This is a genomic window from Pseudonocardia adelaidensis (assembly GCF_039543345.1).
GTDB classification, from domain to species: domain Bacteria; phylum Actinomycetota; class Actinomycetes; order Mycobacteriales; family Pseudonocardiaceae; genus Pseudonocardia; species Pseudonocardia adelaidensis.
In genome coordinates, this window is sequence record NZ_BAABJO010000001.1 from 72,616 (window position 1) to 86,314 (window position 13,699).

The 13,699-nt window shown below is 75.4% G+C and carries 12 protein-coding genes; 3 read left to right on the plus strand and 9 right to left on the minus strand.

Features of this window, described 5'->3' with window-relative positions; all coding sequences use genetic code 11:
• Positions 1–127: 127 nt before the first annotated feature.
• Positions 128–1,090, plus strand: coding sequence for a carbohydrate kinase family protein (locus tag ABEA81_RS00380; protein ID WP_345602764.1), 963 nt, complete (start codon positions 128–130; stop codon positions 1,088–1,090).
• A 34-nt stretch (positions 1,091–1,124) separates the two neighbouring features.
• Here the strand turns inward: ABEA81_RS00380 and ABEA81_RS00385 are convergent, their stop codons facing one another.
• The 9 genes from ABEA81_RS00385 to ABEA81_RS00425 all read right to left on the minus strand — a co-directional run bounded on the left by ABEA81_RS00385 (position 1,125) and on the right by ABEA81_RS00425 (position 12,065).
• The gene (locus tag ABEA81_RS00385; protein ID WP_345602415.1) at positions 1,125–2,210 is read right to left on the minus strand and encodes a right-handed parallel beta-helix repeat-containing protein; all 1,086 of its coding nucleotides are present in this window, start codon (positions 2,208–2,210) and stop codon (positions 1,125–1,127) included.
• Positions 2,207–3,025: a glycoside hydrolase family 16 protein gene (locus ABEA81_RS00390; protein ID WP_345602766.1), complete on the minus strand. Its 819-nt coding sequence runs from the start codon at positions 3,023–3,025 to the stop codon at positions 2,207–2,209. Before ABEA81_RS00390 ends, ABEA81_RS00385 begins: the two co-directional genes overlap by 4 nt.
• 56 nt (positions 3,026–3,081) lie before the next feature.
• Positions 3,082–4,107 (minus strand): PHP domain-containing protein, encoded by a 1,026-nt coding sequence (locus ABEA81_RS00395; RefSeq protein ID WP_345602417.1) that lies wholly within the window; start codon positions 4,105–4,107, stop codon positions 3,082–3,084.
• 94 nt (positions 4,108–4,201) lie between these two features.
• A complete protein-coding gene (locus ABEA81_RS00400; protein ID WP_345602419.1) occupies positions 4,202–5,746 on the minus strand; it encodes a CYTH and CHAD domain-containing protein in 1,545 nt (514 codons plus the stop codon).
• Between the two features lie 31 nt (positions 5,747–5,777).
• Complete coding sequence (locus ABEA81_RS00405) at positions 5,778–7,181, minus strand: AMP-binding protein (protein ID WP_425570416.1); 1,404 nt, start codon at positions 7,179–7,181, stop codon at positions 5,778–5,780.
• A 5-nt stretch (positions 7,182–7,186) separates the two neighbouring features.
• On the minus strand, positions 7,187–8,578 hold the full coding sequence (locus tag ABEA81_RS00410; protein WP_345602422.1) for an FAD-binding oxidoreductase: 1,392 nt from the start codon (positions 8,576–8,578) through the stop codon (positions 7,187–7,189).
• A gap of 80 nt (positions 8,579–8,658) precedes the next feature.
• Positions 8,659–9,603, minus strand: a complete 945-nt coding sequence (locus tag ABEA81_RS00415; protein WP_345602424.1) for an NAD(P)/FAD-dependent oxidoreductase — start codon at positions 9,601–9,603, stop codon at positions 8,659–8,661.
• 37 nt (positions 9,604–9,640) lie between these two features.
• Complete coding sequence (locus ABEA81_RS00420) at positions 9,641–10,585, minus strand: o-succinylbenzoate synthase (RefSeq protein WP_345602426.1); 945 nt, start codon at positions 10,583–10,585, stop codon at positions 9,641–9,643.
• Positions 10,586–10,607: 22 nt separating this feature from the next.
• Positions 10,608–12,065, minus strand: a complete 1,458-nt coding sequence (locus ABEA81_RS00425; RefSeq protein ID WP_345602427.1) for a flavin-containing monooxygenase — start codon at positions 12,063–12,065, stop codon at positions 10,608–10,610.
• Between the two features lie 68 nt (positions 12,066–12,133).
• Between ABEA81_RS00425 and ABEA81_RS00430 the strand changes: the two genes are divergently transcribed.
• Complete coding sequence (locus ABEA81_RS00430) at positions 12,134–12,721, plus strand: TetR/AcrR family transcriptional regulator (protein WP_345602428.1); 588 nt, start codon at positions 12,134–12,136, stop codon at positions 12,719–12,721.
• Between the two features lie 48 nt (positions 12,722–12,769).
• Positions 12,770–13,513, plus strand: a complete 744-nt coding sequence (locus ABEA81_RS00435; protein WP_345602429.1) for a siderophore-interacting protein — start codon at positions 12,770–12,772, stop codon at positions 13,511–13,513.
• Positions 13,514–13,699: the final 186 nt, after the last annotated feature.

The window sequence follows — 13,699 nt, forward strand, 5'->3', positions numbered from 1 at the left end:
CGGCCGACGACCCGAGTACGCCCGGTACGAGGGCCGCCGCCCGGCACACCCAGCGAGAACCTGCATCCACCGACTTACCCAACGGACTTCCGGCGGGGGACACTAGGGGGTCACCATCAGCGCACCGATCGAGAACGGCGTCGTCGCCGTCGCCGGGGAGGCCCTCGTCGACATGGTCCCGGCACCCGTCGGCGACTACTTCGAGGCCGCCCCGGGCGGGAGCCCGGCCAACGTCGCCGTGGCGCTGGCGCGGCTGGGGGTGCCGGCACGGCTGCTGGCCCGGATCGCCGACGACATGCTCGGGCGCCGCATCCGCGACCACCTCACCGGCAACGGCGTGCAGCTCGACCACGCCGTCGCCGCGACCGAACCGACGACGCTCGCGATGGTGGCGGTCGGTCCCGACGGCGGCGCGAGCTACGACTTCCGCTTCGACGGCACCGCCGACTGGCAGTGGACCGCGGCCGAGCTCGACGGTGCGCTGGACGGGCCGGTGGTCGCGCTGCACTCCGGGTCGCTCGCGCTCACCATGCCCCCCGGCGCGGCCGCGCTGCGCGAGCTGGTCTCCCGGGCCGCCGGCTCGGTGACGATCAGCTACGACCCCAACTGCCGCCCACTGCTCATGGGCGACCCGGCCGGTGTGCTGGCGGGCGTGCACGAGCTGCTGGCCGTCGCCGACGTCGTGAAGGTCAGCGCCGAGGACCTCGAGTGGCTCCTGCCCGGCACCCGCCCCGAGCAGGTGCTGGAGGACTGGATCGCGCGCGGCCCGGCGGTCGTCGCGGTCACGCTCGGCGGGGACGGCGTGCTGGCCGGGACCGCGTCCGGCGTGCGGTCCCGCCGGCCGGGCGTGCCGGTCACGGTGGTCGACACGGTCGGCGCGGGCGACACGTTCTCGGCCGCCCTGCTCGCCGGGCTGCACCGGCGCGGCCTGCTGGGCGCGGCGGCGCGCCCCGCACTGCGCGCCGTCGACGCCGAGACCCTCGACGCCCTCCTCGACGAGGCCGCGCTCGCCGCCGCGATCACCTGCAGCCGCCGGGGCGCCGACCCGCCCACGGCCGACGACCTGGAGTCCCGCCGCTCGACGGCATGAGCCGCGGCGACCCCGTTGCAGCCCCGGGCCCCGGTCAGCAGAGGGCCGTCGCGGCGCCCAGGGTGACCGCGTAGGTGCCTACCACCTCGCCGCCCGCGTTGCCGCGCATCACGTTGCCGCAGATCCTCCCGTGCGGGCCCGCGTCCTGGACCTTGATCCCGCCGCGCGCGTTGTCGGTGATCACGTTGTGCTCGATGTCGTTGTCGACGGCGTCCCCCGGCCGGTCGCCGCCGATGCGGATCCCGGCCGCGGCGTTGTGGTGGATGTAGTTGAACCGGAACGTGTTGGACGGCCCGCGGGACTCCATCGCGCCCGAGTTGCCGTTGCGGGGCTGCTGCCCGGTGCAGGTGTTCCGTTCGACGTCGTTGTCGCGCGCGCCCTCCTTGATGTCGACGCACTCGGCGGCCCGGGTGTCGATCACGTTCCCCCACACCTCGTTGCCGTTGCTCCCGTCCGGCTCGGGGGTGGGGTTGCGGTCGAGCTGCTCGGGTGCGGTGCCGATGTAGATGCCCTCGCCGTTCTGGCCGGTGCCGGGGTTCGGGACGGCGAAGTCGTGGACGCCGCAGGGCCCGATCGTGTTGCCGGCCACGACGCTTCCGGTGGTGAAGTACTTCAGCCGGATGCACTCGTCGCCCAGGTTCGTCACCCGCAGGCCGAGGATCTTCGTGCCGGTCACGCCGTCGTGCGGCACGGTGGACTGCACCCAGATCGCCTTCTCGCGGTAGCAGGCGGCGACCGCCTCGGCGCAGACCCGGCCGTCGATCGTGAACCCGCGCAGCGTCGTGTCGTCGTGCTGGATCTCGATCACCCGGTTCGAAACCGCGGCTCCCTGCAGCACGGCGTCCCGCGGGCCGCTGATCGTCACCCCGGGCCGCACCGTGACGACGTGCTCGTCGTACGTGCCGGCGTGCAGCACCACGGTCTCGCCTGGCTGTGCGGCGGCCAGCGCCCGGGTGATCGTGCGGAACGGCCGCGGCACGGAGCCGGTGCCGGTGCGGTCGTCACCGGCCGCCGGGTCGACCTGGTAGTGGCCCCGCTCCGGCGGCTCGGCCCGCGCCGGGACCGCGGTGAGCAGCCCGCAGGCCGTGACGGCCACCGCGACGACGCCGATCCTGATCACCGCAGGCGCCGCGGAGCGCGCTCGGGGTAGTCGTCCGGCTGGCCGGTGGCCGGGTCCCCCGGGGCGAGGGTCAGCTCGGCGGGTTCGCTCTCCGGCAGCGCCCACTGCTTCGCCCAGTCCAGGTGCATGGCGGCCGGCCCGCCGGCCTGCGGGAAGTAGTCCAGCTGCATGGTCATGTTCATCGGCCGCGGCGGGAACGTCGAGCTGTCGGTGGTCGAGTACCACTCCTCGCCGTTCACGTAGGCCGTGATCCTCTCCGGCGTCCACTCGAGGGCGTAGGCCGACCACTGCGTCGCGTCGTGCCGCACGGACCCGTGGTCCTGGTCGTTGTCCGCGCCGTGGTGCAGGAAGAAGTCGGTCTCCTGCCGGTCGTCGGAGGTGATCTCCATCCAGTCGATCTCCCCGCCCACCGGGAAGTCCTCGGCCACGGGCCAGAGCAGCAGCAGGGCGTTCAGGCCGCCGTGCGCCGCGTCGGACCGCACGCATGCCTCCCAGCGCCCGTACCGCTGGCCGGGGTGCCAGCTCATCGCGCCGGTCGTGCCGTCCTCGGTCGCGGAGATCGTGGCGACGCCGTCGGCCACGGTGATCGCCTCCGGGGTGCGCGTCCCCTTCTCGTCGTGGCCCGGCTCGGGGCCGTACGGGTGCCAGTCGCCGGGCAGGCCGTCGGAGAAGTCGGAGCGCCGCGTCGGCTCGCCCCAGCCGTGGCGCTCGGCGGCCGTCGCGGTGCACTCGGACGGGTCCGCGGGCGGGGGCGGGGCCTGGCCGGCGGCCAGCACGGAGAACGCACTCACCACCGCCGACAGGAAAACGGACATGTGCACCACTGACACCTCCAGTCCCATTGGAACCGGGCGGAGGGCGCGGCGCGAGATCAGCCACGCGTACGGGTGAGGAGCCTGTCCACGGGCCAGGTGTTCATGATCCGCTCGACCGGTACCTCGCACTCGGCCGCGCGCTCGCAGCCGTTGCGCAGCCAGTCGAGCTGGCCGGGGGCGTGCGCGTCGGTGTCGATCGTGACGTCGCACCCCGCTTCGAGGGCCTCGCGCAGCAGCCGCCTGGGCGGGTCGAGGCGCTCCGGCCGGGAGTTCACCTCCACCGCGACCCCGCGTTCGGCGCACGCCGCGAACACGGCTTCTGCGTCGAACTGCGACTCCGGACGCTTCCGGTTGCCGGTCACCATCCGGCCCGTGCAGTGCCCGAGCACGTCGACGTGCGGGTTGTCGATCGCGGTGAGCATCCGCTTCGTCATCTCGGCGCGCGGCATCCGCAGCTTCGAGTGCACCGACGCCACCACGACGTCCAGCCGGGCGAGCAGGTCCTCGTCCTGGTCGAGCGAGCCGTCCTCGTTGATGTCGACCTCGATGCCGGTGAGCACGCGGAACGCAGCACCCAGCTCCGCGTTCAGCTCCGCGATGTCGTCCAGCTGGGCCCGCAGCCGGTCGGCGGACAGCCCGTTCGCCACGGTCAGCCGCGGCGAGTGGTCGGTGATCACGAGGTAGTCGTGGCCGAGCGCCTGCGCCGTCTCCACCATCTCCCGCAGCGGCGACCCGCCGTCGGAGGCGTCGGTGTGGCTGTGGCAGTCGCCGCGGATCGCGTCCAGCAGCGCCTCGGCGGCCCGGTCCAGCGGAGAGGGCTCGATCGCCTCGAGCTTCTGCAGGTACGCCGGGGGCTCCCCGCGCACCGACTCGGCCACGCACTTCGCGGTGACCTCGCCGACCCCTTTGAGCCGCACGAGCTCCCCGGTGCGCACGAGCCGCGCGATCTCGTCCGGATCACGCCGCCGCAGCACGGCGGCCGCGGTGCGGAAGGCGCGGACCCGGTACGTCGACTCGTGGGCACGCTCCAGCAGGAAGGCGATGCGCCGCAGATCGGCCACGGCGTCCCGGGTCTCGGTCACGCCGCGATCGTCGCACGGCCCGCCCGCGGTGGGTTCGGAACGCGGGACTCGCCCTTCCGAACGCGAGACTCGCCCCGCAGGACGCGAGTCCCGGTCAGCGCAGCCAGCGGCGGGTACGAGGGCGCCAGGCGTCGGCCCAGAGCCGCGGGAGCTCCTCCTCGATGCGGAGGGCGCGTGCCTCGTCGCGGCCGTGCAGCAGGCCGAAGGCGAAGCCGTTCTCCCCGCTCTCGTGGCACCGGGCGGCGAGCTCCCGCAGCGCGTGGCGGGCCACCACGGTGTCCTGGTGCTCGCCGAGTGCCTGCTGGAACCCCTTCATCTGCTTGGCGAACCGCTTCGCGTCCTTCCCGACGGCCGGGCGGGCCACCTCCGTGGCGTAGCGCAACCGCTTGCCCGCCTTGCGGGCGTCGTGCACGGCCAGGTCGCGTTCCTCGGCCGGCTTCGCGGGGTCGACCGCCACGGCGACGGCCCGGTCGAGGCGCCGCGCGGCCCGGGCGACGTGCGCGGGCAGCTCCTTGCGGGCCTTGCGGGCGGCGCGCTTCGCCAGCGGAGGCCTGCGCAGGAGCTCGTCCAGGTCGCGGCGCAGCCCTGCGTACGAGTCGCCGTCCAGGGTGCTGAGCGCGGCGGCCGCGGTCTCCTGCTCGACCCTGCCGTAGTGCCGCGTCACCTGCGCCTGCACCGGGCCGAGCAGGAGCGCCGGGTCGAGCCCGGCGAGGCCGTCGCGGATCCGGGCGTGCAGCACCTCGGCGTCGCGGGCCGGGGCGAGCGCGCGGGCGAACTCGCGCAGGCCCTCGACGATCGGCTCGGTGCGCTCGCGGTCCAGGATCCGGCGGTAGGACTGCAGCGCGCTGCGCAGCCGCCGCGCCGCCACGCGCAGCTGGTGCACCGAGTCGGGTTCGCCGCGCCGCGCCCGCAGGTCCTCGGCGGCGAGCCGGTCGACGTGCTCGGCGAGGTACGCGACCAGCACGTCACCCGCCGAACCGGGCCGCGTCCGCTTGCCCCCGGCCCGCCTGCGCCGCTTCGGGGCCGCCGGCCGCAGCAGCCGGTCGAGCTCCGCCTCGGCGGACGACGACGCAGGGCGCAGCCCGGCCTCGCCGAGCAGCCGCTCGGCCGCGTCCACGAGACCCGGGTCGGCGGTGTCGCGCACCTGGACCTCGGTCCACGCCGCGCCCTCGGTCGAGCTCCCCAGCGTCGCGACCGTCACGTGGTCGTGGACGACGGTGGCGAGCGGCCGGTCCTCGTCCCCCAGCAGCCGGGTGCCGGTGCGCACGCGGCGGACCTGCCCGGCCGGACGCAGCTCGCCGTCCCGCACGACACCGCGGACGAGCTCGGCGAGCTCCCCCGGTACCTCCGGCACCGGAGGGGCGTCGGGGGCGAGCGGGACGCGCAGCGCCTCACCGTGGTCGGTGTCCGGGAGGTCGAGCCGCCAGTGCGGCTGCTCGCCATCGCCCCGGTGCACGGCCAGCGCGATCCCTGCTGCGGCGAGCCGCCGGTCGGCGGTGTCGAAGCGTTCGACCTCGAGCACCTGCTGCGATGCGGGATCCCCGCGGAGGACGCCGGGGAGCGCGTCGAGCGGGGGACTGCCGGCCTCGGCGGCTCCGCGGAACGTGCGGTTCTCGATGCGGGTCGTCGTGTCCGTCATCCGATCAGGGTGCCCGAAAGCTGCGGCTCCTTCACTCCTGCGGAAGGCGGGACTTCTGCACCTTCCCCATGTCGTTGCGCGGCAGCGCCTCGGTGAAGCGGATCTCGCGGGGCCGCTTGTGCGGCGCGAGCAGCGCGGCGACGTGGTCGATCAGCTCCCGCTCCCCCGGCGCGGTGCCCGCAGGCACGACGTGCGCGACGATGCGCTCCCCGAGGTCGGCGTCCGGCACCCCGACGACCGCCGCCTCGGCCACGCCGGGGTGCTCCAGCAACGCGTTCTCGATCTCACCCGCGCCGATCTTGTAGCCGCCGGACTTGATCAGGTCGGTGGCGCTGCGCCCGACGATCGCGAGAGCGCCGCTCTCGGTCCAGCGCCCGATGTCGCCGGTGGCGAACCAGCCGTCCGGGGTGTGCGCGGCCGCGGTGGCGTCCGGGCGGTTGAGGTAGCCGGTGAACAGGCTGGGGCTGCGCACCTCGACCGCGCCGAGGCCGTCGCTCTGATCGCCCGGCAGCGGGGCGAGCCGCATCTCGGTGCCCCGCAGCGGCTGCCCGACCGTTCCGACCTCGGGCTCGTCGGACGCCCGCGCCGCGGTGAGGATCAGCGTCTCGGTGAGCCCGTAGCGCTCCCGCACGGCGAGGCCGGTGGTGCGGTGCAGACGGGCGTGGTCGACGGCGGTGAGCGCGGCCGATCCGGATACGAGCAGCCGCGCCCGCCCGATCTCCTTCGCCGATTCCGGGTCGGACTCGAGCTGGTCGGCGAGCCGGTGGTACTGCGTGGGCACCCCGAACACCATCGACGCCCCCGCCGCGGCCAGCACCGGTGCGTCGAGCCTGCCGATGTGGTGCAGGCTCCCGCCACGGCGCAGCGGGCCGAGCACCCCGAGCACGAGCCCGTGCACGTGGAACAGCGGCAGGGCGTGGGCGAGCAGGTCGCCGTCCGTCCAGTCCCACGCCTCGGCGAGCGCGTCGAGGTCGTACGCGACGGCGCTGCGCGGCAGCACCGCACCCTTCGGCGGGCCCGTGGTGCCGGAGGTGTAGATCACCAGCGCCGGGGCGTCCGGCGGCGGTTCGTGCGTCGGCACCGGCCCGGCGGCGCCGAGATCGACGTCGATCCGCGGCAACGCGCCGAGCGGTCCGGGGAGCGCGGCTCCGGGCGCGGCGAGCACGACGTCGGGCGCGCAGTCGCCGACCACGTGCCCCAGCTCCCGCTCCCCCAGCTTCGGGTTCACCGGCACCGCCGCGACGCCCGCGAGCAGCGCCGCCGTGACCCCCACCGCCGTGTGGATCGTCGGGGTGGCGTGCACGGCCACCCGCTGCCGCCCCGCGAGCGAGGCTGCGAGCGACCCGGCGGCGCCTGCGAGCTCCCGGTAGGTCAATGCGTCGTCGCCGAACCGCAGCGCGGGCCGGTCGTCGGGATCGAGGAGGGCGGGGAACAGCGGATTCACGAAACCACCTTGCCGGGGTTGAGGATCCCTCTCGGATCCAGTGCCTGCTTCACCGCGCGCTGCAGCGCGAGGACCTCGGGGCCGAGCTCGGCGCGCATGCCCGGCAGCTTGAGCAGCCCCACACCGTGCTCGCCGGTGACGGTGCCGCCGAGCGCGAGCGCCGACTCGACGATGTCGTCGAACGCGGCCTGCGCACGCCGCTTCGCGGCCTCGTCGCCGTGCGGGGTGATCAGGAGCGGGTGCAGGTTGCCGTCGCCCGCGTGCGCGATGTTGGCGATCAGGACGTCGTGCCGCGCCGCGATCTCCTCGACGCGCGCGAGCATCTCGGCGAGGCGCCCGCGCGGGAGGCAGACGTCCTCGGTGAGCATCGCGTCGCCACGCTGCTCCAGGGCCGGATAGGCCAGGCGCCGGGCGTCGAAGAGCGCGTCGGCCTCGGTGGCGTCGGTGGAGAAGACCGCCTCCCGGGCGCCGGCCGCCTCGAACTCGGCGTGGATCGCCGCTGCCTCCTGCTCCGCGGCGGGTTCGGGCAGGTCGGTCTGGGCGAGCAGCAGAGCGGCCGCGTTCTCGGGCAGGCCCGCGTGCTTCCAGGCGTTGACCGCGTGCAGGCACACCCGGTCGATCAGCTCGAACGCCGACGGCTGCAGCCCGCGGGCGGTCACCCGGGACACCGCGTCGCCCGCCGCGGTGAGCGAGTCGAAGAACCCGACGACGGTGCGCGGCACCCCGGTGCGCAGCGGGCGCAGCCGGACCGTGACCTCGGTGATCACGCCGAGCGTGCCCTCCGAGCCGACCATGAGCCCGGCGAGGTCGTAGCCGGCGACACCCTTCGCGGTGCGCCGCCCGACCCGCACCACCTCGCCCGCCGCCGTCACGACCTCGAGGGCGAGCACGTAGTCGCGCGTGACGCCGTACTTCACGCAGCACAGGCCGCCCGCGTTGGTGGCGACGTTGCCGCCCATCGTCGACCAGGGCGAGCTCGCCGGGTCCGGTGGGTACCACAGGCCGCGTTCCGCCGCGGCCGCCCGCAGGTCGTCGTTGACGACGCCCGGCTGCACGACGGCGAGCCGCTCGGCCTCGTCGATCTCGACGATCTCGCGCATCCGCTCGGTGGACAGCACCACGCACCCGTCGACCGCGTTCGCCCCGCCGGACAGGCCGGTGCCGGCCCCGCGCGGCACCAGCGGGCGCGCGTGCCGGGCGCACGCCGCGACGACCGCGACGACCTCGGCGGTGCTGCGGGGGCGGACCACCGCCGCGGCCCGCCCGTAGGCCGCCCACTCGGCCTCGTCGTGCAGGAAGGGCGCCACGACGTCCGGATCGACGAGCACGCGGTCGGCCGGGAGCGCGGCGAGGAGGTCGGCGACGAGTGGATCAGCGGGGGCGGGCACAGCTCAGCACGCTAACCCGCGGGACGGCCTCGCCGCACCCGGTCGTGAGTGGATACGAGTGCTCGGGCACTCGTATCCACTCACGGGCGCCGGAGGCGCTCCGCCAGTGCCCGGCCGAGCAGGTGGCCGGAACGCCATGCCGTCTCGACGCGCGGGCTGCCCCAGCCGTCGCCGGCCAGCCCGATGCCGTCCGCGGTGAGGTGGAAGAGCTCCTCGCGGATCCCCTCGGGCGAGGCGTGCGGCCAGTGGTGCGCCAGCGTCCACGCCGGCGGGGTGCGGACGCCGAGCAGCTCGCGCAGCGCGGCGAGCACCGGCCCGATCGCCCCGTCCGGGCCGGCCTCGTGCGCCCGGGCGACGTCGGCCGTCGTGTGCGCCACGAGGACGGGCGCGCCGTCGCCGCGCCGGCTGCCGTCGTCGGCGACCAGGGTGAGCACGGGGTGGTCGTTCACGAACGCGGCGGGCAGCTCGTCCCACTCGCGGCCCGGCCACCCGGCAGCGACCGCGATCGCCGGCCGCCATCCGCGCCCGGCGAGCCGCGCGGCCGCGGGGTGGCCGGGTTCGAGCAGGCGCAGCACCTGCGGGTCGGGCATCGCCAGCACGACGGCGTCGGCCGGTTCGCCGTCGACGACCGGTCCCGGGCCGACCCGGCGCACCTCCCGGCCGAGCTCGACGGGGAGCCCGGCGGCCAGCTCGGCGACGAGCCCGCCCAGCCCGCCGGGGGCCGCCCAGCGCCACGGACCCGGCGCCCGGTCCCGGGACCCACCGCTCAGCACGGCGAGCTCGGTGGTCCACGGCCGGGCGAGCCGCGCCGCCTGCCACCGCAGCACCACCTGCTCGAAGTCCGGGTCCCGCACCGTGAAGTAGGCGGCACCGAGGTCCACCGGACGGCCGGCCACCGCCGCACCGCCCATCCGGCCGCCGACCTCGCGCGCCCGTTCCACCAGCCGCACGGGCACGCCCGCGGCGGCGAGCTCGACCGCGCAGGCCGTCCCGGCGATGCCCGCGCCGACCACCACGACCGCCACGCCCAGAACCTACGCGGACCGCTTCGAACCCGGAGGCTCAGCCGCGCAGCAGCGCGTCCACCCGGGCCAGCCGCTCCTGCCACCAGCGCGCCCGCTCCGGCGGGGCGGCCACCCCGGCGCGGCGGACCGGCTCGGGGGCGCGGCGTGGCACCGGCAGCCACCCGTCGCGCGGCACGAACGGGTCCTCGACGACGTCCGCGGTGAGCAGCGCCCCCGTTCCGAGGCCGCAGGCCATGTCGAGCCGCGGCAGCGCCCCGGCCAGCGCCAGCTCGGCGGCCATGCCGACGCTCGTCTCCAGCGCCGACGACACCACGCACGGCAGACCGCACGCCTCCGCGACGGCGAGCGCCCTGCGCACGCCGCCCAGCGGGGCGACCTTGAGCACCGCGACGTCCGCCGCGCCGGCCACGGCGACCCGCAGCGGGTCCTCGGCGCGGCGGATCGACTCGTCGGCCGCGATCGGGACGTCGACCTTGCGGCGGACGGCCGCCAGCTCCTCGACGGTGCGGCAGGGTTGCTCGGCGTACTGCAGCCCGCCCGCCGCGCGGTCCAGCTCGGTGAGCGCGGCGACCGCCTCGTCGACGGTCCAGGCCGCGTTGGCGTCCACCCGGAGCGCGCCGGCGGGGCCGAGCGCGTCCCGCACCGCGGCCACCCGCTCCCGGTCCGCGGGCAGCGAGCCGGGCCCGTCGGCCACCTTGACCTTGGCGGTCGTGCAGCCGGACGCCCGCACGAGCTCCTGCGCGCGCTCCGGCCCGACGGCCGGCACGATGCAGTTCACCGGGACCCGGTCGCGCACCGGCTCCGGCCAGCCGTCCTCGGCCGCCTCCCGCGCGGCGGCCAGCCACGGCATCGACTCGCGGTCGTCGTAGTCGGCGAAGGGGCAGAACTCCCCCCACCCGGCCGGGCCCTGCAGCAGCAGACCCTCCCGCACGGTGATCCCCCGGAACCGAGTGGTCAGCGGGATGGAGTAGACGTCGGGCACCCGCCGACCCTACGTGCGCCGGCTATGCGAGCAGCTCGTGGTCGGCGGGGCGGACCTTGCGGGTGCGGCGGCGGAAGTCGAACGTGTAGCCCGGCCAGAGGGTGCGGTTGCGGCCGTCGTCGTCGAGGTACCAGCTGGCGCAGCCGCCCGCGGTCCACACCGAGCCCTCGAACCGGCGCTGGAGGGCGGCGTTGTAGGCGTCCTGGCGGTCCTGCCGCGTGTCGAGGGCGACGGCGCCGTGCTCGTCGAGCAGGCGCAGCGCGGCGGTCACGTAGTCGAGCTGCGACTCGATCATGAAGATCATCGAGCTGTGCCCGAGCCCGGTGTTCGGGCCGGTGAGCACGAACAGGTTCGGGAAACCGGCGATCGTCGTGCCCAGGAAGCCCTCGACGGCGCCCTGGTCGGCGAGCCGCACGCCGTCGCGACCGGTGATCGGCACCGACTTGCCCAGCCCTGCCCCGACCCGGAACCCGGTGCCGAAGATGATCGTGTCGACCTCGTGTTCGGCCCCGTCGGCCGTGACCACGGCGTTCGGGGTGACCCGCACGATCTTCTCGGTGACCACGTCGACGTTGGGCCGCTTGAGCGCCGGGTAGTAGTCGTTGGACATCAGGATGCGCTTGCAGCCGATCGTGAAGTCCGGCGTGACCTTGGCCTCCAGGTCGGGCCGGCCGGCGAACGTCCGGTGCAGGTAGGCGCGGGCGAACCGCTCGATCAGCGCCATCCGGCGCGGCTTGAGGAACCCGCTGACGAGCAGCTCGTTCCGGGCGTAGATCAGCGCCCGCTGCAGCCTCTGCACCGCGGGGACGGCGCGGTAGAGTCGGCGCGCCACGGCGGACACCGGGCGGTCCGGCTTCGGCAGCACCCACGGGGCCGTGCGCTGGAACAGCGTCAGCGACGCGACCTGCGGCTGGATCGCGGGCACGAACTGGATCGCGCTCGCCCCCGTGCCGATCACCGCGACCCGCCGTCCGGTCAGGTCGTGGTCGGCACGCCACTGCGCGGAGTGGAACGCCGTGCCGGCGAACTCGTCGAGGCCGGGGATGTCGGGCACGGACGGCTCGTGCAGCGCCCCCGTGCCCCACACGACGGCGCGCGCGTGCACCCGTGAGCCGTCCGCGAGCCGCAGGTCCCAGTGCCTGCCCGCCCAGTGGGCCGCCGTGACCTCGGCGCCGAACCGGATCCGGTCCCGCAGGCCGAAGCGGTCGGCCACGTGCTCCAGGTAGGCACGGATCTCCGGCTGCCGCGCGAACGTGCGCGTCCACTCCGGGTTCGGCGCGAAGGAGAACGAGTAGAGGTGCGACTGCACGTCGCAGGCGCAGCCGGGATAGGTGTTGTCCCGCCAGGTTCCACCGAGCGTGTGACCCTTCTCCAGTACCAGGTAGTCGCGGCCTTCCTCACCCAGCCGCACCGCGGCGCCGAGCCCGGCGAACCCGCTCCCCACGATCGCGACGTCCACGCGCGTCCCGGTCTCGTGCATCGGCTCCTCCTCACGGGGTTACCGGCAGTAACTTACCACGAGTAACTTACCTCCGGTAGGGTCGATGCGTGGAGACTCGCCCGACCCGGCGCCGCGTCGGCCGCGCCGAGCGCGAGCGCCAGATCCTCGACGCGGCCGTCGCCGTCTTCGGGGAGCGCGGCTACCAGAACGCCTCGATGGACCAGGTCGCCGAGCGCGTCGGGGTCACGAAACCGGTGCTCTACACGCACTTCGGCTCCAAGCACGGGCTGCTGCTCGCCTGCATCGCGCGGGCGCGGGCCGAGCTGCTGGAGGTGACCTCGACGGCGGCCGCCGCGGCGTCCACCCCCGAGGAGATGCTGCGCCGCGGCACCCTCGCGTTCTTCGACTACCTGGAGAGCAGGGCCCCGGAGTGGACGGTGCTCTACTCGGAGTCGGCCGTGGCGGGCGAGGCGCTCGAGGAGATCCGTGCCCAGCAGACCGACTTCATCGCCGGCCTGCTCGGGGCCCAGGCTCCCCACGCCGATCCGAGGCGCCTCACCGGCTGGGCCAACGTGATCGTCGGGGCGTGCGAGCGCCTGGCGCTCTGGCGCGCCCGCACGGGCGTGTCGAGCGAGCAGGCCACGGAGTACCTGATGGACCTGGTCTGGACCGGCCTGGCTGGCCTGCGCTCGTAGCCTCCCCGACGGACGACGTGCCGGATGCCCCAGGGCACAATCGCCGCGATGAGTACGACGGCACCCCGGCTGCTGCAGGTGCGGCGCAGCTCGCGGATCACCCCGCGCATGATCCGGGTGACGCTCGGCGGCGAGGAGCTCGCCGGCTTCCCGGGCGAGGGCCCGGACCGGCGGATCAAGATGTTCTTCCCGGTGGCCGGCCAGGAGCGCCCGGCCGTGCCGCGCGCGACGTCCGGCGGTCCGCTGTGGCCCGCGGGCGAGCCGCGTCCCGCGATCCGCACGTACACGGTGCGGCGGTTCGATGCCGGGGCCGGCGAGCTCGACGTCGACTTCGTGCTGCACGAGGGGCACGGGCCCGCAGCAGCGTGGGCCCGGGAGGCGCGGCCCGGCGCGTGGGTGGGTGTCTCCGAACCCGGCGGCCGGTACCAGCCGGACCCGGATACCGACTTCCACGTCGTCATCGGTGACGAGACCGCGCTCCCCGCGGTCGCCACCGTGCTCGAGGCGCTGCCCCCGGGCGTGCCGGCGCTGGCGTTCCTCGAGGTCGCCGACGCCGCCGAGGAGCAGGAGCTGCCCGGAGCGGCACGGTTGCAGTGGGTGCACCGCGGTGCCGCCGAGCCGGGCGAGCCGCTCGCCGCCGCCGTCCGGGCCGCCGCCTTCCCGGCGGGGAGCGGGCAGGCGTGGCTGTCGGGCGAGTCGGCCTGCGTGCGCGACCTGCGCAAGCACCTGCTCGACGAGCGCGGGCTCGACCGCAGGCGGGTCTACGCGACGGGCTACTGGCGCGCCCGCTGATTTGCGCTGTTCGCAGGCATCCCGCGGACGCTTCCCGGACTACCGTGACTGTCGGTGTCGGTCCGAGTCCCCCGGGCGACGCCGCCCGCTGCCGGCCGGGCGCCCCCTCTCCTGCCCGGCCGGCAGCCCGGATCATCGCCTGGACGGCGGGGGACGCGACGGCTAGCCTCTCCGCGAGGCGACACC

What these genes read in the sequence shown, in the direction of transcription:
- ABEA81_RS00390 (WP_345602766.1), bottom strand. Translation starts at nt 3,025, where the DNA reads ATGTCCGTTTTCCTGTCGGCGGTGGTGAGTGCGTTCTCCGTGCTGGCC.
- ABEA81_RS00400 (WP_345602419.1), bottom strand. Translation starts at nt 5,746, where the DNA reads ATGACGGACACGACGACCCGCATCGAGAACCGCACGTTCCGCGGAGCC.
- ABEA81_RS00425 (WP_345602427.1), bottom strand. Translation starts at nt 12,065, where the DNA reads ATGCACGAGACCGGGACGCGCGTGGACGTCGCGATCGTGGGGAGCGGG.
- ABEA81_RS00435 (WP_345602429.1), top strand. Translation starts at nt 12,770, where the DNA reads ATGAGTACGACGGCACCCCGGCTGCTGCAGGTGCGGCGCAGCTCGCGG.